Raw genomic sequence first — 22,178 nt, forward strand, 5'->3', positions numbered from 1 at the left:
TTATCTCGGCCGAGGGGATTTATCCCCTCGGTTTGCGTTGGCACCGTTTAAACGAATCCATGGGCTTTGGCGCCCGCTGACGCGCGCAGGTACGAGCACGAAAGGCGGGCGCCAGCCCGAACGGTGCCTAGTGACACCGTTACAAAGTCCGATGCATCGGAAAAACCCATTATTTTTGCTTTTCGGCAGCTCTTAGCCGGTCTGCTGTTGATTGAGCTATGAATGCAGCTATTAGTTCTTTGATGGTGGCTTGCTTTCCTTCTGGCAGTGTTTCTATTGCATTTAGCATGTACTTCATCCCATTTGGCCCCTCTGTTCCAAAAACCAATTCTTCCATGGATACACCTAGGGCGCTTGATAGTGCCACCACTGTTTCTAAAACAGGGTTTTTCTGTATCCCAATTTCCAGTTTTGATATTTGCCCCTTGCTTACCCCTGAGCGCTCTGCCAAGTCATCTTGGCTTATTCCCCTTTCCGCACGTATGCGTTTTAAATTTTCGCTTAAGCGCATTTTTTATGCCTTTTGGTGGTTATGTATGACCAACTTTATCATTTAAGTTGACATTTATGTCTACTATAACTATATATGCACACATAAAGTAATCATATGAATCCACTTTGGCCTGACTATGCAAATTTGTTTTTGGTGGTTTACATGCAACAAGTAGGGATGATTGATTGGTTAACACTTTGGCTTGATGCCAGCTTGCTTGATCGTAAATCAATGCATCGCGTTTTAAAGAATGCTGATCGTGTGCAACGTATTAATGGCTTAACAGGTGAGATTCAATGGGAGTCGGCAGTACGTGAGCATATCCGTTCTGATGATCACAATGTAACTGTAAATTTTGGTTCACGATTGCAAATTCAGGGAAGCCCAGCGCGCGTAGTTTCCGCGCACAATGTTTTTGGTTCTTTAGATATTCAAGAGTGTGCAAAACAAATGATTCTTTTTGTTGCAAAGCATCACTCTATGATTATTCCTTCCGATTTAAAAATGTGGTCATGTTCTCGTATCGATGTTACTCAAAATTTTGATATGGGCTCATTAGCTCAAGCACAGCAAGCCGTTGATTATTTAAAACCGTTGAAGTGCGGAAGACAAAAAACTAGCACTTTTGACACATCTGTTATTTGGGGTAGGGGATCTACCTTGCATAAAGGAAAGGCTTATTTAAAAGGCCCGCAGCTTCGCGAGTTAGTTACTAAAAACAATGCTCGTGTTAGTGATGAAGAGTTAGCAAAAGCGGATCGTTTGTTGAGATTAGAGTATTCCATGTGTAGGGGTTTGATTCGCCGGATACGCGAAAGCACCGGTAAGAATTGGTATGACTTCACGCCTGATTTTTTACTTTTTCATCATTCAGATTATTTTTCTAAATTTATATCCACTATTGAGGTGGTTGATATGTGCAATATTCTAGAGCGGTTGCTTAATAACGTTGGTTCCGATGAAGGGCAAATTCCAACTGAAGGTAGGGCGCGAGCCGCTTATCGTTGTTATACCGACATTCGTTCACGTGGTCTTCATATTACTAAACAAGATTACAGAAAGGCGACTTGGTATGACCATTTAAAGCATTTGAGATCAATTGGTTTGGCGGATGCGGATTTACAACCATCTAATGTGGTTCCGCTTCGTCGTCGCCAAATTTTTCTCGATCAACCGGTCTCTAGTTGGGACCAAATTAACTTAGCTTGAGGCTTCATATATGACTACTGTTAATAAAACCTCTCTTGATGTTTGTGCGCTTGCCATGATGTCCAATACTTATTTTTTTCAACATCGGAACCCTTTGCATTCATCTTTGCATGTTATCGGTGAAGCCAGGGTTACTGCTGTTGTGATTCATGAGGATGCACCGCCAGATATACTTCTTCATCCAGTTTCTGATGATTATCAAAGTTTTTACCCTATTCAGGATTTGTCTTTTTCTTCTTCGCTTTCTGCTGCCGGCTGATTTCGCTTTTATTTTTTTCTCCTGTAATATTCGCCGTTATCGTCAAGGTTAAACCTTGTAGGTAATGGCTTTTTTATTGGAGTTTTGGATATGCCTTTTGCTTTGAAATCGCGTTTTTATGTCGGCGTTTATGATCCATCAACGTACGATTCATGGCCTTATTTTCATTTAGATGAAGGTGTATATCTTTCTAAAAATAAGCGGCTATGTTCCCATAAAAGCGCAATTGAGTTTGATGATCCGGAAAAGGCAAGAGAGTTTTACGCATCTTGGCAGCATGCTGATCGCTACCGCCTTCACGTTTGTCCTTTCCAGACTCATGTTGAAGTGCCTATGCCTGTATTTCCTGATGATCATCCTCGATCAATATTGAGGCGCATTGAGAGTAATGAACCACGTTATATTTTTAATACTGCGCTTCGATGGTTTTTTGGTGATTCAAGATTTTTTCTGGCTAAATCCACTTTAGCTAAGCATCGAAAAATTTTGCTGGCTTATGGAATAGATATCAACTGTAAACCTGATGTTTTACTTGAGCCGTTGCCAAGCCTTGATGAAAAACCTTATTCATCTAAGCCGTCATTATCGGTTGTTTGACGAATGGTTGGCGGCCTTAGATAGACCGCCAAAACGGATATGCAATTTCGCATAATGTAGATTATGTTAAATTGCATATTCCATTCATCAGCCTCGGATCAGGTCTAAATATAGGTTCTCGTGCTTGTGGCACCTGAGATATCATCAGGCGTTAGCCACCATATCAAACAATTCACTTTCTTGGGGAGTTTCTGGCGAAGCGCGCAACATTTCAGTTAATTGGTTGCCAGCTTCCTCACTTAAGGTATCCAATTCCACACCAAAGCCATGGTCTGTAGCGTGGATAACAATTGAATCAAAGCGATAACGCTGCAATTTCTGTGCGCTGCGAGTCACCACAATCTCTATCCCTAATTGTTGCAACGGCTTCACATCCGACAAATCCGACTCGATAAAAAGACCATGTCGCGTGCCATTTTTAATGCGGCCTATGGCGACCGGTATTTCATAGCGATAGATGAGGATTTTAATGTCGGCGTTATAGCGCGCGCTGCATCTGTGTTCCATGGCGGTTCCTTTGTATAGTTGAGTGATAAGTTGCTACCTCGACTGACGCTAGCCAAGACGATGATAGCTTGCCAATAACTGCCGAATACGATCAGCAAGTGTGGGTTCAACCTGATCCCACGAAAATGTCCACACCCAATTTTTATCCGTTGTACCGGGCATATTCATCCTGTGCCCTCCATCCAGCTCCAAAAAATCTTGCATGGGAATAATTGCCATGCGCCCTACAGATGCCAACGCCGCCTGAATTAGTAACCAGGGCATTGGGTCTTCAGAATTAAAACAATAGGCATTTACTTGCTGGCGGTTTGCTTCCCCTAGGGTGTCCCACCATCCCAACGTTGTATCATTATCATGCGTCCCGGTGTAAATGACGTCGCTGCGCGTATGGTTATGGGGCAAGTGAGGATTACTAGTGTTTCCGTCAAACCCAAACTGCAATACCAACATTCCAGGTAAATCAAATAAGTTGCGCAGTGCTTCAACTTCTTCAGTAATGACCCCAAGATTCTCTGCCACCAAAGGCAGACCGGGATAGGCCGCAAAACACGCCTTTAAGAATGCCTCTCCCGGAGCTTTTACCCACTTTCCCAATCGAGCGTCATGACTGTCACCGGGAATTTCCCAATATGCTTCAAAGCCGCGGAAGTGATCGATGCGAATTAGGTCAAACATTTGCAGCTGAGTGCGCAACCTTGCCAACCACCACTGGAAACCATCAGCTTCCATCACGTGCCACGCATAGTGAGGGTTTCCCCAATGTTGGCCAGTTTCGGAAAAATAATCCGGCGGCACACCCGCAACTGTTAGTGGATTCCCTTTCTCATCCAATTGGAAGTAATGTTGCTCCGCCCATACATCTGCACTGTCATGGCCTACAAAAATAGGCATATCGCCAAACAAATAGATGCCCTTTTGATTTGCATAATTTTTCAGTGCAGCCCACTGACTGAAAAATGCAAATTGTTCAAAAATAACGACATCAATGTCGGACTTTAATTCGCGGCTAACCTTTGCAATAGCCTTAGGGTTGCGGCTACGCAATTCCGCTGGCCAATCAACCCATGATGCGCCTTTGTAGTGTTTTCGCAAGGCGCAAAACAAAGAATAATCATCTAACCAATATTTTTGTTGTGAACAAAAAGTCTGAAACTCTTGCCGGGTCTGAGCGCCACCTTCAGAGCTCAAAAATTCGAAGAAGGATAAAGCGCACTTTTGTCGTGCGAGAACAATATTTCTTTCACCATCGAGCAGCACGTCGTCTGCCCTAACCCACCCCTTTTCGACCAACCAGTCCAAGCTAATAAGCTCCGCATTCCCTGCGTGTGCTGAAATAGATTGATAGGGTGACATATCTGCTTGCGTTGGCCCAGTCGGCAACATTTGCCAAACATTCAGGCCAGCATTGTGGATCAGGTCTATAAAATAATAGGCGTCTTTTCCAAGAGTGCCGAATCTATTTTTAACATCTCCGCCCCAGCAAGACTCAGAGCAAGGCAAGGATGTTGGGTGCAGCAAAACACCTGCTGTGCGACGCTTAAAAAGTGGTGATTTGTCTGCCATTCGCCCTTCCCTTTTACACCTATAGCTATTAAAAAAACGCTACAAAAAGTTTAAACCGTCACTGTAATTGAATCGGAGGCTTTATTAGTTGGCGTGCCCCTGACGCATGACACCTCCCGTTGCCGGATCGCCACCACCGACACTGATTACCTGATTCAAATAGCCTGGAGCTGGTGTTTCGATTAAGGAGTAGAGATTCATTAAGTGGCGGCGATACAAATATTCAAAGTCGCTAACGCTTTGCGCAGGATTGTAGTCGCCAAACCACCAAAACCAATCAGACCCTTCACATAACGCCAATTGTTTTTCAATTTGCGCGAGCTGCTCCGCCGAAAAGCTACGTTTCTGCAACGCCTGATCAACCTGCTGCTTAGCATCGCACAACATATCCCAACCGCGATTTTTGTCTTTGTCACCGATCCAGGTTGAGAAGGTGCCGTAGACCCAGCTCCCTGCAACCAAATGAGGGATACGTAATGGTTCTGGCTTTTGCGAATCTAAAATTTCGCTATAAGTGGAAAGCTCAAGCTGTGGATGAGCAATCAAACGTTCATAAAGATTGTGCAAAAAGTGAAACGCATTTTCCGGAAAATATTCCCAAGCATTTTCACCGTCCATAATCACGGAGATTACCGTGTTTTTTGTATCGTTGGCGGCATTAGCAATATTCACCATGTGATTCAATAAGTCGCCAACGGCGTCATCCGAGTGCCAGGTGGCATACTTAAAGCCGATTAGGTCTGATAAGCCATCATCGCGAAAAAAAGTATTAATTTTTACGTTGGCAAATTCATACGGGCGATGCAGTGACTGCCCGGTTTGCTGCAATTCAACAGAGACCGCCTGATTTTCCTGCGCACGTAAACTATTGTGCAGCACTGAATCGCCGGTGGCGGCCCAATCGAACTTGGCTTCATGCAATAACTTTAAAGTGTCGTCGCTTAAGGAGCCTTCCGACGCCCAACATCCGCGAGGGCGTTTTCCAAAATAGCTTTCGAAAGTTTTTATACCTTCATTTAAATGCCATTTGGCACGATTACGACCATCGGGATAACAGCTTGAATTGGGCAAGGAAACACCAGGCATTGCCTCTTTCGCGGAATTCAAATCAATTAACAAAGGAATGATTGGGTGCGCATAGGGGCTCATACATAATTCTATTTGCCCTTTATCAGCCAAGGCTTTGTAGCGTGGACCAACTGATCCTACCAATTCGCCGATAATCGTAAGCAGCTCGCGTCTATCTGCGGCCGTATAATCGCGCTCTTTATCTTGCAAGCGTTGAATCCGGGCATCGCTGCGGCGCGGAATCTCTGCCAACCAGCTCAGGTGATACCACACGCCCAGATCAATTAAGAATTGTTCATTCAGATAGCGGCTTAAAAACGGCTGCTCTTTAAAATTACTCACCAACGAAGCAAGTTCGCGATAAACGGGAAACCGATCAATCATCCGATCGCGATTAGCACGTAGATACTTTTGCGCCAAGTCAACGAATGCCATTGTTCCAGGCAATGGTAAACTCGGCTCAACCAGTGATGCCAAAACAGCATCTTTAATTTTTTCACCATTGGCGAGATGCGCAGCAATTTGCTGCGCATAATCATCAAGTTGTTCCAACAGAATTGGAGCAAAATTAACGACCGCCTTTGCCGCCGGCTGCGCTTCTATATGCGCAGCCATGTCGACATAGTCTTTAATGGCGTGAAGATAAGTCCAGGGAAAATAGTATTCACCCGTCATAATGTCGCGATAGTCTGGCTGGTGCATATGCCAAAGAAATACGACCTTCGTTTTGCCATTGTTAGCCATTGATATCATCCTGTCCTAACATGTCGGGAGTGACCAGCACAACGCCTTTAGGTGAGACGTGGAAACGTTTTTTATCGGCTTCCAAGTCATAACCAATGACGGTGCCCTCGGGAATTTTGCAGCGGCGATCAATGAGCGCTTTGCGTATTTTGCAGCGACGCCCTACTTCAACACTGGGGAATAAAACGGAGTCTTCGATTTCACAATAAGAGTGAACGCGAACACGCGGGAACAGCAAGGAATGCTTTACCGCAGAGCCAGAGATGATACATCCGCCCGCAATCAACGAATCTACAGCGTAACCACGACGTCCATCGTCATTGAACACAAACTTTGCTGGCGCAACTTGTTCCTGATAGGTCCAGATAGGCCAAGCGGCGTCGTACAAATCCAATTCAGGTGTGATGCCGGTTAATTCAAGGTTTGCTTCCCACAATGAATCCACAGTTCCTACATCGCGCCAATAGGCATCACCGCCCGAGACGGGGTCGCGGAAAGGAAACGCGCTTACGCGATGGGTTTTAATCATGGACGGAATGATATCTTTACCAAAATCGTGCGACGAATTTGGATTGTCACGATCTTTTAATAGCTCGCGGAATAATACTTTTGTACTGAATACATAGATTCCCATCGATGCGAGTGCTTTATCGGGTTTGCCTGGCATGGGCTCTGGTTTTGGCGGCTTCTCAGTAAACTTAACGATGCGATAATCCTTGTCCATGTCCATAACGCCAAAAGCGTGTGCGATGTCCAAGGGAACTTCGATACAACCTACGGTGATATCTGCACCGCGCTCAACGTGCGCTGCGATCATGGTACCGTAGTCCATTTTATAAACGTGGTCACCCGCAAGGATTAATACATATTCCGGGTTGTGACGACGAATGATGTCGATGTTTTGTAATACGGCATCCGCAGTACCCACGTACCAGGATTCGCTCAGGCGCTGCTGCGCCGGCAGTAGCTCAACAAATTCACCAAGCTCACCACCAAGAAAGCCCCAGCCTCGTTGTACATGGCGATCAAGTGAGTGAGATTTATATTGGGTAAGCACGCTAATGCGGCGAATGCCGGAGTTAACACAATTTGAAAGAGGAAAATCGATGATGCGAAATTTACCGCCAAAATGTACCGCAGGTTTTGCACGCCAATCGGTAAGTTGATGTAACCGGGAACCTCGACCACCAGCCAAAATTACCGCCAGTGTTTCTCGCGTAAGACGACTAACAAAACGACCTGATGTAGGTGTACTCATTACAACGTATTCCTTATGGCTATTGTGTGTAACAACGATGAAATTTTTGTGACCTCGTTGACAAGAGTGAGAGCAATATCAGTGCCAATAAATTGATTTGCTGCAAACTCTACCCGACCCCAAAAATTGTTGGTGCATTTTTTTGCGGTTTTGTTGCCCGCTTTGAATGCAAAGCTAAGTGTAGCCACAAGTTTGGCACCGAACCTGCAAATGTCTTTCACTGAGATCAAATTTTTGCAAAAAAATGGTGCAACAAAAGTCGTCAATAATGGCTAAGCTAGTAGATCCCACGCATGTGACGTTTTTATGTAGCCCAAAACTGTGCAAATAATGTTTTAAGTAATATAACGCGCCATCTTTTTTACATTAGGAATCAAGTGCATGTTGAATCAAAAGCAGGACAAACCTTTATCTCACGAGATGTTACGCATAGTTACCGCTACCCATCATGATCCCTTTGAAGTCCTAGGTCGCCACCCACTTTTAAGCGCCGCGTCCTCCTCCGCAGACACACTTGTCAGACTTTATTTACCGGGCGCCCGCAGCGCGTCGCTGCTGATAGATCAACAACTCCACGGACTAAACCGTATAGAAGGCACAGATTTTTTTGAATGGTACGGATTGGCGGCCAAGCTTCCGAAGCATTATCAAGTCCAGTGGTTTGACCGTCACAACGTGATGCATACCGAATTTGATCCTTACTGTTTTGCACCATTATTGGGCGACATTGATATGCACCTTTTTGCTGAAGGGCAACATTGGAACATCTATCAGCATTTGGGAGCGCACCTACGTACGGTTGACGGTGTAGAAGGGGTATTGTTTGCAACCTGGGCACCTAATGCCGAACGCATAAGTGTCGTAGGCGACTTTAATGATTGGGACGGTCGTCAGCACCCTATGCGAGTGAGGGGTGGAAGTGGCTTATGGGAAGTATTTATCCCTGGAGTCAAACCTGGTGCGTTATATAAATTTGAGGTCCGCAATCGCGCAACTGGTGCTGTATTCCTGAAATCAGATCCCTACGGGCAAGCATTTGAATTGCGTCCGCAAACCAGCTCAATCATTAAAGCCCAATCAGAATATTCATGGCACGATGACGAATGGCTTAACCGTCGCGCGCATTGGGATTGGCAACATGCGCCTATGTCGATATATGAGGTCCACCTCGGGTCCTGGCGTCGCGGTTGGGCCGGTGAGTTTATGAATTATCGCGAGCTGGCTCACCAACTCGTGGATTATGTGAAGCCGTTAGGATTCACGCATGTTGAAATCCTGCCAATTAGTGAGCACCCCCTGGATGATTCATGGGGCTATCAAACGACTGGCTACTACGCACCGACCAGCCGATTCGGTACGCCAGATGACTTCCGCTATTTTGTGGATTACCTGCATCAAGAGGGTATCGGCATTATTCTCGATTGGGTGCCGGCCCATTTCCCCAAAGACGCCCATGCCCTCGCCCGCTTTGATGGCTCTGCACTTTATGAGCACGAAGATCCGCGTTTGGGAGAGCACCGCGATTGGGGAACACTGATATACAACTATGGTCGCAACGAAGTCCGTAACTTCTTGTTAGCCAACGCGCTCTTTTGGCTGAAGGAATATCATATTGATGGTTTGCGTGTAGATGCAGTGGCCTCCATGCTGCATTTGGATTATTCCCGCGAACATGGTGAGTGGATTCCCAATATTCACGGGGGCAATGAAAACCTTGAAGCTATGGCCTTCCTACAGCAACTCAACGAAGTTTGTCACGGGCAGCATCCTGGAACATTAGTAATAGCCGAAGAGTCAACAGCATGGCCACAAGTAACCCGCCCGACCTGGGTCGGCGGATTGGGCTTCTCCATGAAGTGGAATATGGGCTGGATGCACGACACACTGGATTACATCAGCAAGGATCCTGTGCACCGTCAGTACCACCACAATCAGCTAACCTTCGGCATGATGTACGCCTTCAGCGAAAACTTCCAACTGCCCTATTCACACGATGAAGTTGTTCATGGCAAAGGCAGCATGATCAATAAAATGCCGGGTGATGATTGGCAAAAATTCGCCAACCTGCGTTTACTCTACACCTATCTCTATACCTACCCAGGCAGCAAGCTTTTATTTATGGGCAGTGAATTCGCGCAATGGAGTGAGTGGGCGCATGGCCGTTCGCTGGATTGGCATCTGCTGGATTACGATCGCCATCAAGGCATACAAACCTTGATAAAAGATTTAAACCATTGTTACACCAGCATGCCTTCACTTTACCAACGTAGTTTCCGCGGTGATGGTTTTGAATGGGTTGACTGTCATGACAGTACCCAATCGATTGTTAGCTACATCCGTAAAAGTGACCAAGATTTTTCCATAGTCATATTGAATTTTACGCCTGTACCGCGCACGGCTTATCGAATTGGTGTTCCGGTTGCAGGCAGCTATCGCGAAATGCTCAATTCAGATTCTTCGTTCTATGGCGGTAGCAACATGGGGAATGACAACCCACTCTACAGCCAACCAGTGCCCTGGATGAACCATCAGCAATCACTGGAAATAAATTTGCCACCACTCGGTGCATTAATTTTAAAACTGTCCTGATTAATTAGCTCAAGAAGGATCACTTATGCAGAAGATTTTATTTGCAACCAGTGAAGTTTATCCGTTAATAAAAACCGGCGGACTCGCCGATGTAAGCGGCAGTTTGCCGCGCGCATTATTAAAGCTCGGCTGCGATATAAAAATCCTGCTGCCTGCTTATCCCGGTGTTTTGGAAAAAGCGGCCAGTGTAGGATTGAAACAAATCGCACAACTGGAAATTGATGGCAACGCCGTAATCATCAAACAAACCCGATTGCCCGGTACAAAAGTCGCTGTATGGTTAGTGGATATTGCCGAGTTTTCCGAACGCGCGGGTAACCCATATTGCGGACCCGACGGCAACGATTGGTACGATAATCACAAACGCTTTTATATTTTTTCCAAAGCGGCTGAACTAATTGCTCTTAATCAAGCCAACCTGGATTGGCAACCGGATATCGTCCACTGCAATGACTGGCAAACGGGGTTAATTCCCGCACTGCTATCGTTACACCCCGATCATCCCGCAACGGTTTTTACGATTCACAATCTCGCCTATCGCGGGCTGTTTTCACATCAAGCGTTTGCGGAATTAAATCTACCGCAGGCGTTTTGGCATCACGAGCGTTTGGAATTTTACGGGCAAATGTCGTTTATTAAAGGCGGCATTGCGTTTGCGGATTACGTAACCACTGTCAGCCCGAGTTATGCGCGGGAAATTCAAAAGCCGGAATTTGGTTATGGCCTGGACGGATTACTCCGCTATCGCAGTGACTCGCTGGCAGGAATACTAAACGGTATCGATAATGACGAATGGAACCCAGGTACTGATGCGCATCTTGTCGCAACTTATAATCGCCGAACACTTGGCAACAAACGCAAAAACAAACAAGCGCTCCAAGAGAAAATGGGCTTGGCTGTAAATAGCGAAATTCCATTGTTAGGGTTTATCGGCCGTTTGGTAGATCAAAAAGGAGTGGACTTGATTCTCTCCCAGATGAGCCGCCTGTTAACCTCCAATTACCAATTAGTGATTTTGGGTAGCGGGTTTCCTCACTATGAACAGACTTTGCGGAACATAGCTGAGCAGAATCCCCACAAGGTAGCAATTCATTTGGGATACGATGAATCCCTGGCTCATCAAATTGAAGCGGGAAGCGACATTTTTCTGATGCCTTCCATATTTGAGCCTTGCGGTTTGAATCAGATGTACAGCCTGCGCTACGGAACTCTTCCCGTTGTACATGCAGTGGGTGGTTTGCGCGATACGGTAGTTGAACATTCTCTTGATGAAATTGCCAATGGCGCGAACGGCTTTGTGTTCCAACAACCGGAAGGTGATGAGTTATTCGCCGCATTAGAACGTGCTACCCTCGCCTATCACCAGCCAGATGTCTGGAAGAAATTACAGCTCAACGCCATGAGTCAGGATTTTTCGTGGCAAACCAGCGCGAAAGCTTATTGCGATATCTACACAGAACTACAAACAAAGTGATTCCAGATCATGTTCGATTCAGAGCATAAAAAATGAGCCGGATGGCTCATTTTTTTTAAAAAATCCTATAGCGTAGGAATAGCTGCCAATAGCTGTTGCGTATAGGCGTGCTTAGGGGCGCCGAATAGTTCTTCTGTAATCCCCTCCTCCACTAATTTTCCTTTTTGCATTACCACCACACGATCGCATAAGTAACGAACCACTGACATATCGTGTGAAATAAACAACATGGTTAATTGGTGCTTTTCCGTTAAATGAAGCAGTAACGCCAAAATTTGCGCCCGTATTGTTACATCCAATGCAGATACGGGTTCATCAGCGATAATTAATTTGGGTTTTAGTGCAATAGCTCTTGCGATGGCAATACGTTGCCGTTGGCCGCCGGAAAATTCGTGTGGGTACTTACGTAAAAAACGCCTGTCCAAACCAACGTCATCCATTAATTGGTTTACTTGTTCCAGCACCGTATTTTTATTTGCTAATCCATGCACGAGCAGCGGTTCAGCGAGCGTATCAAACACTGTCATTCTTGGGTTCAGCGAAGCATAAGGATCTTGGAATATCATTTGAAAATCGCGACGGGCAATTTTTAAATCATCATTCGCGATATGTGTCAGATCTTTTCCATTGAACAGAACTTCGCCACCTTGAGCATCAACCAAACGGACTATACTACGCCCCAAGGTTGATTTCCCGGAGCCAGACTCGCCGACCAAACCTAAAATTTCGCCTTTATATAAATTGATAGAAACCTCGTCCACACCCTTGACGATATTTTTAATTTTTTGGAACCACACTCCCGAATATTGTTTAAATCCGACCTCCAAGTTTTTCACTTCCAACAGCGGTGGCTGTGAATAGTCAATAGCATGATTGGTCGCAGGTTTTGCGGTAGTTAAGACGGCACTCAACAATTTTTGGGTGTAGGGCTGCACGGGATTTTTGAATATACTTTGCGTCTCCCCCTGTTCAACTAACCGGCCTTTTTCCATTACTAAAACATGATTTGCCATCTGTGCAGCAACGCCCAAGTCATGGGTAATAAAAATAACAGTCAATTGGCGGCTTTGTTGTAGCTCCTTAATAAGGCTCAAAATTTGGGCCTGTACAGTAACATCCAACGCGGTGGTTGGCTCGTCGGCAATGAGCAATTCCGGCTCGGCGAGCAGCGCCATAGCAATCATCACTCGCTGGCGCATACCACCGGAAAATTGGTGAGGGTATTGATCTATACGCTCGGCCGCGTTATGAATTCCAACTTCTTCCAACGCTGCAATCGCTTTTAAGCGCGCGTCTTTATTATTCATTCTTTTGTGTACCAACAACACCTCTGTGAGTTGATCAACAATCCGCAAATATGGATTTAGGCAAGTCATAGGGTCTTGAAAAATCATCGCGATTTTATTTGCGCGAATCTGGCGCATATCATTTTCAGACAAACGCAACAAATCTTTCCCTTGAAACATCGCACGTCCGGATTCAATTTTGCCAGGAGGCATGGGAATCAGCCCTAACAAGCTATAACAGGCTACCGACTTCCCCGAGCCTGACTCGCCAACAATACCGAGTACTTCACCTTTATTGATGGAAAAACTCAGGTCTTCTACGGCGACGGTTTGCCCATTGCGCGTGTTAAATACTACGCGCAGATTCTCTACGGATAATAATGCTTCGTTTGACATAATTAATCCTTGGATGCTCGTGGGTCTAACGCATCACGCAAGCCATCACCCAAAAAGTTAAGGGAAAACAATGTAAAGGTAAGGACTAACCCTGGGAAAAATAACAGCCAGGGAAACTCTTCCATCACTTCCACACCACTGGAAATCAGTGAGCCCCAGGAACTGGCCGGCGGCTGTATTCCCAACCCCAGAAAACTCAAAAATGATTCAAGTAAAATAACACTGGGGATTGTTAATGTGGTGTAAACGATGACTGGACCAAGAACATTTGGGATCAAGTGACGAAAAATTATTCTCCAAGGAGATAAACCCATCGAAATAGCTGCTTCAACGTATTCCTGTTTTTTTATCGCTAAAACTTGACCACGAACGATGCGTGCCATGGTGAGCCATTCAACTGCACCTATTGCGAGAAAGAGCAATAACAAACTACTACCAAATACAACGGTGAGCAGAATAATAAAAATTGTAAAAGGCAATGCGTAGAGAGCATCTACGATTCGCATCATCACTGCGTCAGTTCTACCACCAACAAAACCCGCAATCGCTCCCCACAACACGCCAATAGTTAACGCCACCGCCGTTGCTATAAACCCGACAGCTAAAGAAATACGACTGCCGTACATAATTCGTGTCAGTTGATCACGCCCAAGAATATCAGTTCCCAACCAATGCTGAGCAGATGGAGAAGACGCACCCAATTCAAGGTTTTGTTCTTCGTACGAATAAGGAGCGATCCATGGGGTTAGTAAGGCGATGATAATTAGACCAATCAAAAAATATAAGCCTGACATTGCCATTTTATTGTTGCGTAACCGAGCTAGCGCATCTTGTGTTAGGGACGTCCCCTTCTCCAGATTTACGACCTCAGGAGTATTAATAACTTGAGCCATAACTTATCCCCTTGAGTCCAATTCTTGGCGCAGCTTTGGGTTCAACCAAACTAGTAAAACGTCGGCGAGCAAATTGCATAGAATGATTAAAAATGCAAAGAAAATGGTACAACCCAGTATCATTGTGTAATCGCGATTGAATGCCGCGGTCACATAAAATCGGCCCAATCCTGGAATTTGAAAAATAGATTCAACAACAAATGACCCTGCCAACAAACCTGCGATCGCTGGACCAAGAAATGAAATTACCGGGATAATGCCGCCGCGCAATGCGTGAACGAAAACAATACGCGTTGTAGATAATCCTTTAGCGTGTGCTGTGCGAATGTAATCCTGAGAGAGAATGTCTAGCATTCCACCACGGCTAATACGGGCAATATACGCAGCATACACAGAGCCAAGAGTAATGGAAGGTAGTACCTTGTCACCGGGAATCTGGCCCCACCCTGCAACGGGCAGCCAACCTAACCAAATACCAAACACCAGCAACAAAATTGGGCCTAAAACAAATGTAGGCATGCATATCCCAATCATTGCTGCAGACATAGGGAGGTAATCTTGCATGGTATTTGATCTTAGTGAAGCGAAAACTCCAGCAGCTAGTCCAGTTATTAATGCAAAAATTAACGCATAAAAAGACAACTCGAGCGTTGCTGGAAGTCCGGCGGCAATAAGGTCATTTACTGTATGGCTTGGGTATTTAAACGATGGCCCCAGATCACCCTGAATTACATTGCTCACATAATCAAAAAACTGCTTCCATAATGGATCTCCAAGATGATAGCGGTCATTTAACGCCTTAATAACTTCAGGCGGCACATTTCTATCTTCATCAAACGGTCCACCAGGTGCTGAGCGAATCATAATAAAAGTAACCAGAGCAACAATAAATAGCACCGGTATAGCTTGTAATACGCGCTGAAAAATAAACTTTAACATTCGATTTATTTCTCCAGATATACGCGGTTATATGAATAGTAATCCATAGTATTGTCATGCCAATTTTTTACAGACGTGGACACTAAACGATTCCAGTGGTAAGTGTAGAGCGGCATAATGGGCACTTCTTCAACGAGAATTTTGTCCGCGCGCTGAAATAACGCCATCCGTTGCTCCACATTAGTTTCAAGCGCAGACGCGCGCATCAGCTCATCATAATCTTGATTTGAAAATCCGGTTTTGTTATTCCCATTACCGGTGGTGAACATTTCCAGAAACGTAAAGGGATCGAGATAGTCACCCACCCATGATGCCCGATCGATTTCATATGCCATTTGGCGTTCACGATCCAGAAATACTTTCCACTCCATATTCTCCAAGCCAATGTCTATTCCTAGTTCTTTTTTCCACATCTGTTGGATCGCTACCGCAATATTTCGATGTTCATCGGTTGTATTAAATGCAATTGTCAGTTTTGGAAATCCCTTGCCTTCAGGAAAGCCAGCTTCTGCAAGTAGGTTTCTTGCTAGTTCCGGATCATAGGGCATCTTCGCTTCTGGCACATATGAGTTTGGGTCCGGAGGAGTTAATGCATAGGCGGGCTTTTGCCCAAACTTGGTAACATATTCAACAATTTGTTGACGATTAATGCTGTAAGCAAGGGCTTTGCGCACACGCAGATCGTTGAGCGGCTTGATGGTCGTGTTAAACCGATAAAAGTACGTTGCAAAGTTGGGGAATGAGCGAAGCACATCACTATTCTTGGTTTTATAGTATTCGAGTTTGTCGCGCGGCAGATAATATGTCATATGCAATTGCCCTGCGCGAAACATACGTTCTTCTACTGTAGATTTTTGAATCGGAAAAAAACGTATTTCATTTAGTTTTATATTGGCAGCATCCCAGTAATAGGGGTTACGCTTAAGTGCTATGTGTTTTGTTGGAATCCATTCATAGGGAACAAACGGCCCATTTCCTACAAAATTCTCTGGGCGAGTCCATTTAGTTCCCCGCTCATCCAAAGCGCCAAATCGTTCAATTGTGGGTGTGTGCAAAACGAACGCACTATGGTGAGAAAGTAACTGCAAAAAATATGGAGTCGGCGCAATTAATTCCACATCCAATATTTTGGGTTCCACCGCTTTAACCCCCACTTCATCAAAACCAATTTTCCCTTCATAAAAAGCTTCGGCATTTTTGATAACAAACAGCGAGGAGGCATATTGATTTCCCAATCCGGGAAGAAAGCTTCTCTTCCAGGATCGTACGAAATCGTCCGCGGTTAAATCATCTCCATTTGACCATTTAGCATTCGCGCGAATATAGAATTTGTACTTTTTTCCATCGTCGGACACTTCCCATCTCTCAGCGACGCCAGGTACCACTTCGAGCGTTTGAGGGTCACGCGAGACAAGGCCTTCGAAAAGTGCACGCTGGATACGCCACTCCGGCATACCTGTAGTGGTTTGCGGATCAAGATCTGAAATTTCATCCCCATTAGCCACATATAAAATTTGCTTTTCGTTGCCAATATCGACGAGCTTTTGCGATTTACCGCAGCCGGATAATAAACCCAACGCAAAAATACAATAAGTTATCCACCGAATCTTATGCATAAAAAATAGCTCTATTGGAATAAGTCAATTTATGGTGCAGATAAATCTTTTGAAAACGCATCAAACCCATAAGGTCTACCCAGGAAATCTTCTACCAATTCCGCCGCATCTTTTTTACCCCCGGGAGCCAATACGGTATCGCGATAGTGCTGCGCGAGCTTGCTGTTGCGCAACCCATACTTTTCAAATTCGCTGTGCATATCAGCAGCAATTACCAACGACCACATATAGGTGTAGTACAGTGAAGAATAACCATTCAAATGACCAAAGCTTGTATAAAAATAGGTGTCATCAACATAACCGAACGGCGAATAGCTACCCTGTATTTCAGCCATTTTTTTATCCAGATCAAGGGTGGAAGGATCCTGATTGTAGAACCCTAAAGATAAGGCCGCGTAAAAGAGCTGATGTTTGGTCCACATCGCCTTACCAAAATCTCGCGCTTTGACCATTTTTTTAACCAGACCGGGAGGAATTACCTCACCCTTTGCATTACGAGCAAATGACGCCAGTGTCTCCGCGTCCCACACCCATTCCTCTAACATTTGTGAAGGAGCTTCAACAAAGTCCAACTCCGTTTTTACGCCAGAAAAATATACCCAACGCTGATCTACACCTGCAAATAAATCATGCATTAGGTGACCAAATTCATGCAGGAATGTTTCCACATCAGAATGTTCCATCAAACCCGCGGGAAAATTGCACACCAGTGCTGCCTCAGGTAACTGAACTCCACTCAGGCCGCTCACGATAGAAAATTGCGCGGCATGCTGATATTTTCCATCGCGAGGATGCATATCCAAATAAAACCGACCAATAACTTTACCCTTGTCCAATACTTCATAAGCACTCACCGAGTCATGCCACACTGATGTTGTCCACGGACGGATAGTGACTCCAAACATAGTTTCCGTTAAGTCGAAAATGCCTTTTTGGACATTGTCATACGTAAAGTACTGACGAACCTCTTGCGAATTAACCTCGTATTTTTCTTTTTTAACCAAATGTTCCAAATACAGCTTTTGCCAATCAGCGACTGATGTAGCGGATGGGTCAATTTTCTTCAGGCGAGTTAGCAACTCTTGATATTCCACGGCTGCGCGTGGATTCGCCATTGCGGATACCTTATCAATAAAGGATTGGGCATTGGCAGGAGTCTTAATCATTTTGTCTTCAGTGATGTATTCCGAAAAGTTTTTGTAACCCAACAGTTGAGCTAATTCGTAGCGCTTGGCGAGAAGCTGCGCCAAAACGGTTTTGTTTTCCGGATAAGCCTGTTGCCTGAAAATTACGTAGAACTTTTGACGCAACGCATCATTTTCTGCAAATTGCATAAAGGGGAAGTAATCGGGATACGCGGTGGTGAGAATAACTTTTCCCTGTTCATTGGGTTTGTGCGCATCAATATAGTCTTGCGGTAAGCCCTTCAACTCTGTGACTGAATCGAGCACCAATTGACGGCCGCCTTCACGAATGTTTTTATCAAATTGTTGGCCGATTAAATTAATTTCCTCATTTAACGCCTTGATACGTGCGCGCGATATATCGTCTTTATCAACGCCAGAGCGGCGATAATCACGCAACATATGCTCAACAAAACGGCGATCCTCGGCGTCTAACCCTGCGATGTTGAGTGCTGATATGCGGTTATACAAGGGACGTGAAAGACTGATTTCGCTAATTAACGACACCATATTTTGTTCGCATAGCTCTGCGGCCGAGCGCATTTCCGCATTCGGGTGAACATTCGCATAGAGGCCCGCGAGGTTCATTTGTTTATCCAAAACGGCATCGAGTTCGTTGATGGCGGCCAATAAATTGGATGTTGTATATGTTTTGTCGCTGCGCGAAAACTCTGCCATATAACCCTGAGCTTTCACATAATCCTTACGACAATTCTCAAGGTACTGATAGGCAAGTTTGTCGGTGGGGGTACTCCAAGTCACCGACTGGGTTTCTGCGCCTACGGCGTGAGTCGACGAACTATTGGACGAACCGGAAGTACATCCACCCACAAGTCCGCTCAAGACCAGGCACAGTGCAAGACTTTGCCGCCACAAAGGTCGGCCGGTCGAATCACTGCTTGGGTAACTTATGCAGCCCCATTTCATAACACCCCCTACTGACGTTTTTAACCAAAATTAAATCCTGACTGGGGGCATGGTAGTACAGATCTCAGCGCAAACAAAGGGGGAAAAATGCTTAAACAATAAGGACTTATGCGAGCTTAGGCGCGCCTTCAGCGTCCTGGGATCGAGTTAACCGTCAGTCACAGTATTTTCCACGATAGGTTTCCCTACAAAATCATAGATTGCTGCTAAGCTTCAAATAACTCCCTTGGATAGGTCCATAACAAGATCTGAATTATGCGAGATTATTTGCTCACTGAAGATCAGCGCGATTGCCTGCAAGAAATCACCAATGTCGCTATGGGACAGGCGGGGTCTCACCTCGCCCGCCTGCTCAATGTCTTTGTTGTACTTTCCATCCCTCATGTCAGTGTTCTAAATCCTACCGACATCGCCATGGCCCTTCAGTCACTCAACCGGGAAGGCAAAGACGATATAGTCCACGGCGTTTGCCAAGGCTTTATTGGCGGCGGGATTGCTGGCGAAGCGATGTTGATATTCCATGGCACCGACTTTGAAGACTTGGCCAAATTGCTGAAATACGACCGGGTCCCCGATGAGCAGGCGCAGTATGAATTATTAATGGACACCGCCAACGTGCTCAATGGGGCATGTCTGCGTGGTTTAGCAGAACAACTGGACACCCACTTCAGTTTTGGCCCGCCGATGTTATTAGGGCAGCATTGCAACATTACCGATCTATTGCAAAACAACAACATGAAGTGGAAGCAAGCATTGGTCGTTGAAATTAATTACGCGATAGAAAATCACAAAATTAATTGTGATCTATTGTTAGTGGTAGCCGAACACTCAATTCATGGATTAATTGAAAAACTCAATTATCTACTTGATTAACTTTTTTGGGCAGCTGATGTAAATAATGGCACTCAGTGAAGAACTCAATAAAATATTAAAAGACGTCCATTGGCAAATGGATGTTTTGCAAAATATTGATGTAGGACTGGTTGTGATGAATCAGGACTACAAGATAGAGGTGTGGAATAGCTTTATGCAAAACCACAGTGGCAAAGCACCGGAAAATGTACTCGGGAGAAATTTGTTTCAAGTATTCCCGGAGCTTCCTGAACAATGGTTCCGCCACAAAGCCCAGGCAGTTTTCGTATTGCAAAATGCCACCTTTACTACCTGGGAGCAGCGCCCTTACCTGTTTCGCTTTCCGCACTACCGCCCTATTACCGGCACAGCGGAATACATGTATCAAAACAGTACCATTATTCCCCTCGCCGACACCAAGGGAGTGGTTGACCACATCTGTCTCATTATTTATGACGTAACAGATACTGCGGTAAATAAACTGGCCCAGCAGCAAGCGAACAAGCAGTTGCAAAACCTAAGCCGTACTGATCACTTGACTGGTTTGTTTAATCGCGGCTATTGGGAGTTACGCTTGATTCAAGAATTCAAGCGCTTTGATCGTTATGAGCAACCATCCAGCTTGATTATGCTCGATATCGATCACTTTAAGAAAATCAACGACAAATATGGACACACCGTAGGCGATGAAGCTATTCGCGGCGTTAGCCGGGCAATTAAAGAACAAGTTCGCGATCTGGATATTGCCGGCCGTTATGGTGGTGAAGAATTTGGAATTATCCTGACCAATACAAACGGTGATGGAGCCTGCGTGTTTGCGGAACGCTTGCGCAAAACTGTCGAACACTTAACTGTGTATGCTGATGGGCATGAAGTGAAATTTACGATAAGCCTTGGGGTTGCTGAACTGAATGACCAAATACATGATCACCGCAATTGGATTGAAAAAGCAGACCACGCGCTCTATCGTTCCAAAGAAGGTGGAAGAAACCGCTGCACCATGGAACTTTAGCGGGCAAAACAGGGAGTAAAAGAAAAGAGGAACCTCAAGCGAGGCTCCCATTTATTTGTAACGGTTATTTTCTACAATCAATCATCCAGCGTTTCTAACGGCGTATCCAGACCAAACTCAATATGAATTTGGGTACACCAGCGGTTCAATCTACCTGCCGTCAGGTTCTCCTGCTGATCTTCATCCAGCGCCAAGCCAACAAACATTCCGGCACCGGGAATTTCAGCTTTAGATGCTTCAAACTCGTATCCTTCAGTGGACCATTGGCCAACTATTTCAGGGCCACTTTGGATAATGACATCGTGCAGCATGCCCATGGCATCCAGAAAGTAATCGCCGTAGCCAAATTGATCCCCTAGACCAAACAAAGCCACTTGCTTGCCGGAAAAGTCTACAGCAGCAATATCATCCCAAAACTCTTCCCAATCCGACTGGATCTGCCCGAAATCCCAAGTGGGAATCCCCAGGATAATTTTGTCGTAATTGGCGAAATCCAGTTGGGTTACATCCGCGATATCGCGCACATCGACCACATTTTCGCCAAAACGCTTTTGAATACGGTAAGCAACGCGCTCAGTATTTCCTTCGTCACTTCCAAAAAACAGACCAATCTGGGCCACAATAACCTCGGGATCAGGGGGATTAATAAATAGATCGAAGAACCGGGATGGTTAAAATCGGCGCGGATTTTCCCAAGATTGGAGCCTTGGAGCAAGTAAATTTAGAGCGAGTAAAACACCTAAAATGAATACCCCCGCCTGAGCGGGGGTGTTCATCGGCAAAACCTCCGATTAATGATCAGACACCATTGGTACTGCTGGAGCTTTGAGGCTCATTGTCACGTGCATTTCTACGAGCTTCACGCTTGGTCTTGAGGTCCGCCAACTTTTGCTTTTGTGCGTCGGTAAGCACCGCAATAAATGCCTTGTGCGCTTTAGCACCAGCCAACAACTGCTCCGCGTGCAACTTGCCAAGGGTTTCGGTCAAGGTTGCCAGTTCTGCGTCATTAGCGCCGGCATCTACTGCGGTTGCCAGGGCTTCGCGCGCATCACCAATTTTATCCTTCAAAGCATCACGAGCGTCTTCTTGTGCATCGCGCTGGGCTTTCAGGGTTTCTTTCTGCGCATCGGTTAAATCCAGCAGGTGGGCCAAACGCTTTCCGCCATGCCCCTCATCCCAACCGCCATGGTGTTTCCAACCACCGCGTTCGCCTCTATCTCCCGCAAAACCGGGAACCGCCAACGCCATTGAACCTAACAATAAGCTACCTACTGCCAACAATTTGATGTTCTTCATACCTGTAATCCTCTGG

General features: G+C 45.4%; 19 protein-coding genes. 7 read left to right on the top strand and 12 right to left on the bottom strand.

Features of this window, described 5'->3' with window-relative positions; genetic code table 11:
• Positions 1–169: 169 nt before the first annotated feature.
• A complete protein-coding gene (locus D0C16_RS03650; protein ID WP_151031049.1) occupies positions 170–511 on the bottom strand; it encodes a helix-turn-helix domain-containing protein in 342 nt (113 codons plus the stop codon).
• A 96-nt stretch (positions 512–607) separates the two neighbouring features.
• On the opposite strand from D0C16_RS03650, the gene D0C16_RS03655 reads away from it, so the two are divergent.
• The 3 genes from D0C16_RS03655 (at position 608) to D0C16_RS03665 (ending at position 2,558) form a co-directional block, all read left to right on the top strand.
• On the top strand, positions 608–1,702 hold the full coding sequence (locus D0C16_RS03655) for a phage/plasmid replication protein, II/X family (protein WP_151031050.1): 1,095 nt from the start codon (positions 608–610) through the stop codon (positions 1,700–1,702).
• 10 nt (positions 1,703–1,712) lie between these two features.
• Complete coding sequence (locus tag D0C16_RS03660) at positions 1,713–1,961, top strand: hypothetical protein (RefSeq protein ID WP_151031051.1); 249 nt, start codon at positions 1,713–1,715, stop codon at positions 1,959–1,961.
• 90 nt (positions 1,962–2,051) lie between these two features.
• Complete coding sequence (locus tag D0C16_RS03665; protein WP_151031052.1) at positions 2,052–2,558, top strand: hypothetical protein; 507 nt, start codon at positions 2,052–2,054, stop codon at positions 2,556–2,558.
• A 144-nt stretch (positions 2,559–2,702) separates the two neighbouring features.
• On the opposite strand, the gene D0C16_RS03670 is transcribed toward D0C16_RS03665, so the two are convergent.
• From D0C16_RS03670 to glgC, 4 genes are all read right to left on the bottom strand, one after another.
• Positions 2,703–3,065: a hypothetical protein gene (locus D0C16_RS03670; protein WP_151031054.1), complete on the bottom strand. Its 363-nt coding sequence runs from the start codon at positions 3,063–3,065 to the stop codon at positions 2,703–2,705.
• 48 nt (positions 3,066–3,113) lie between these two features.
• The gene (gene malQ / locus D0C16_RS03675; RefSeq protein ID WP_151031055.1) at positions 3,114–4,628 is read right to left on the bottom strand and encodes a 4-alpha-glucanotransferase; all 1,515 of its coding nucleotides are present in this window, start codon (positions 4,626–4,628) and stop codon (positions 3,114–3,116) included.
• A gap of 84 nt (positions 4,629–4,712) precedes the next feature.
• Complete coding sequence (locus tag D0C16_RS03680) at positions 4,713–6,440, bottom strand: glycoside hydrolase family 57 protein (RefSeq protein ID WP_151031056.1); 1,728 nt, start codon at positions 6,438–6,440, stop codon at positions 4,713–4,715.
• Positions 6,433–7,698, bottom strand: coding sequence for a glucose-1-phosphate adenylyltransferase (gene glgC / locus D0C16_RS03685; protein WP_151031057.1), 1,266 nt, complete (start codon positions 7,696–7,698; stop codon positions 6,433–6,435). Before glgC ends, D0C16_RS03680 begins: the two co-directional genes overlap by 8 nt.
• A gap of 381 nt (positions 7,699–8,079) precedes the next feature.
• Between glgC and glgB the strand changes: the two genes are divergently transcribed.
• Both glgB and glgA read left to right on the top strand, forming a co-directional pair.
• Positions 8,080–10,287, top strand: coding sequence for a 1,4-alpha-glucan branching protein GlgB (glgB, locus tag D0C16_RS03690; RefSeq protein WP_151031058.1), 2,208 nt, complete (start codon positions 8,080–8,082; stop codon positions 10,285–10,287).
• A gap of 25 nt (positions 10,288–10,312) precedes the next feature.
• The gene (gene glgA / locus D0C16_RS03695; protein WP_151031059.1) at positions 10,313–11,761 is read left to right on the top strand and encodes a glycogen synthase GlgA; all 1,449 of its coding nucleotides are present in this window, start codon (positions 10,313–10,315) and stop codon (positions 11,759–11,761) included.
• Between the two features lie 65 nt (positions 11,762–11,826).
• On the opposite strand, the gene D0C16_RS03700 is transcribed toward glgA, so the two are convergent.
• Genes D0C16_RS03700 through D0C16_RS03720 form a run of 5 tightly spaced genes read right to left on the bottom strand, consistent with a single transcriptional unit; the run spans position 11,827 to position 19,002 of the window.
• On the bottom strand, positions 11,827–13,443 hold the full coding sequence (locus tag D0C16_RS03700) for an ABC transporter ATP-binding protein (protein ID WP_151031060.1): 1,617 nt from the start codon (positions 13,441–13,443) through the stop codon (positions 11,827–11,829).
• A gap of 2 nt (positions 13,444–13,445) precedes the next feature.
• Entirely contained in the window at positions 13,446–14,336 is an 891-nt protein-coding gene (locus D0C16_RS03705; RefSeq protein WP_151031061.1) for an ABC transporter permease, read from the bottom strand.
• Positions 14,337–14,339: 3 nt separating this feature from the next.
• Entirely contained in the window at positions 14,340–15,275 is a 936-nt protein-coding gene (locus D0C16_RS03710; RefSeq protein ID WP_151031062.1) for an ABC transporter permease, read from the bottom strand.
• A gap of 5 nt (positions 15,276–15,280) precedes the next feature.
• Positions 15,281–16,891 (bottom strand): peptide ABC transporter substrate-binding protein, encoded by a 1,611-nt coding sequence (locus tag D0C16_RS03715; protein WP_151031063.1) that lies wholly within the window; start codon positions 16,889–16,891, stop codon positions 15,281–15,283.
• Positions 16,892–16,920: 29 nt separating this feature from the next.
• Positions 16,921–19,002: a M3 family metallopeptidase gene (locus tag D0C16_RS03720; protein ID WP_151031064.1), complete on the bottom strand. Its 2,082-nt coding sequence runs from the start codon at positions 19,000–19,002 to the stop codon at positions 16,921–16,923.
• Positions 19,003–19,257: 255 nt separating this feature from the next.
• Between D0C16_RS03720 and D0C16_RS03725 the strand changes: the two genes are divergently transcribed.
• Both D0C16_RS03725 and D0C16_RS03730 read left to right on the top strand, forming a co-directional pair.
• Positions 19,258–19,875 carry a histidine kinase gene (locus tag D0C16_RS03725; RefSeq protein WP_151031065.1) on the top strand — a complete coding sequence of 206 codons (618 nt, stop codon included), beginning with the start codon at positions 19,258–19,260 and terminating at the stop codon, positions 19,873–19,875.
• Positions 19,876–19,900: 25 nt separating this feature from the next.
• Positions 19,901–20,866 (top strand): GGDEF domain-containing protein, encoded by a 966-nt coding sequence (locus D0C16_RS03730; protein ID WP_151031066.1) that lies wholly within the window; start codon positions 19,901–19,903, stop codon positions 20,864–20,866.
• Between the two features lie 77 nt (positions 20,867–20,943).
• On the opposite strand, the gene D0C16_RS03735 is transcribed toward D0C16_RS03730, so the two are convergent.
• Both D0C16_RS03735 and D0C16_RS03740 read right to left on the bottom strand, forming a co-directional pair.
• Positions 20,944–21,486: a flavodoxin gene (locus tag D0C16_RS03735; RefSeq protein WP_151031067.1), complete on the bottom strand. Its 543-nt coding sequence runs from the start codon at positions 21,484–21,486 to the stop codon at positions 20,944–20,946.
• Positions 21,487–21,664: 178 nt separating this feature from the next.
• A complete protein-coding gene (locus D0C16_RS03740; protein ID WP_151031068.1) occupies positions 21,665–22,162 on the bottom strand; it encodes a Spy/CpxP family protein refolding chaperone in 498 nt (165 codons plus the stop codon).
• Positions 22,163–22,178 lie beyond the last annotated feature (16 nt).

This window comes from Cellvibrio sp. KY-GH-1 (assembly GCF_008806975.1).
Classification (GTDB): Bacteria; Pseudomonadota; Gammaproteobacteria; order Pseudomonadales; family Cellvibrionaceae; genus Cellvibrio.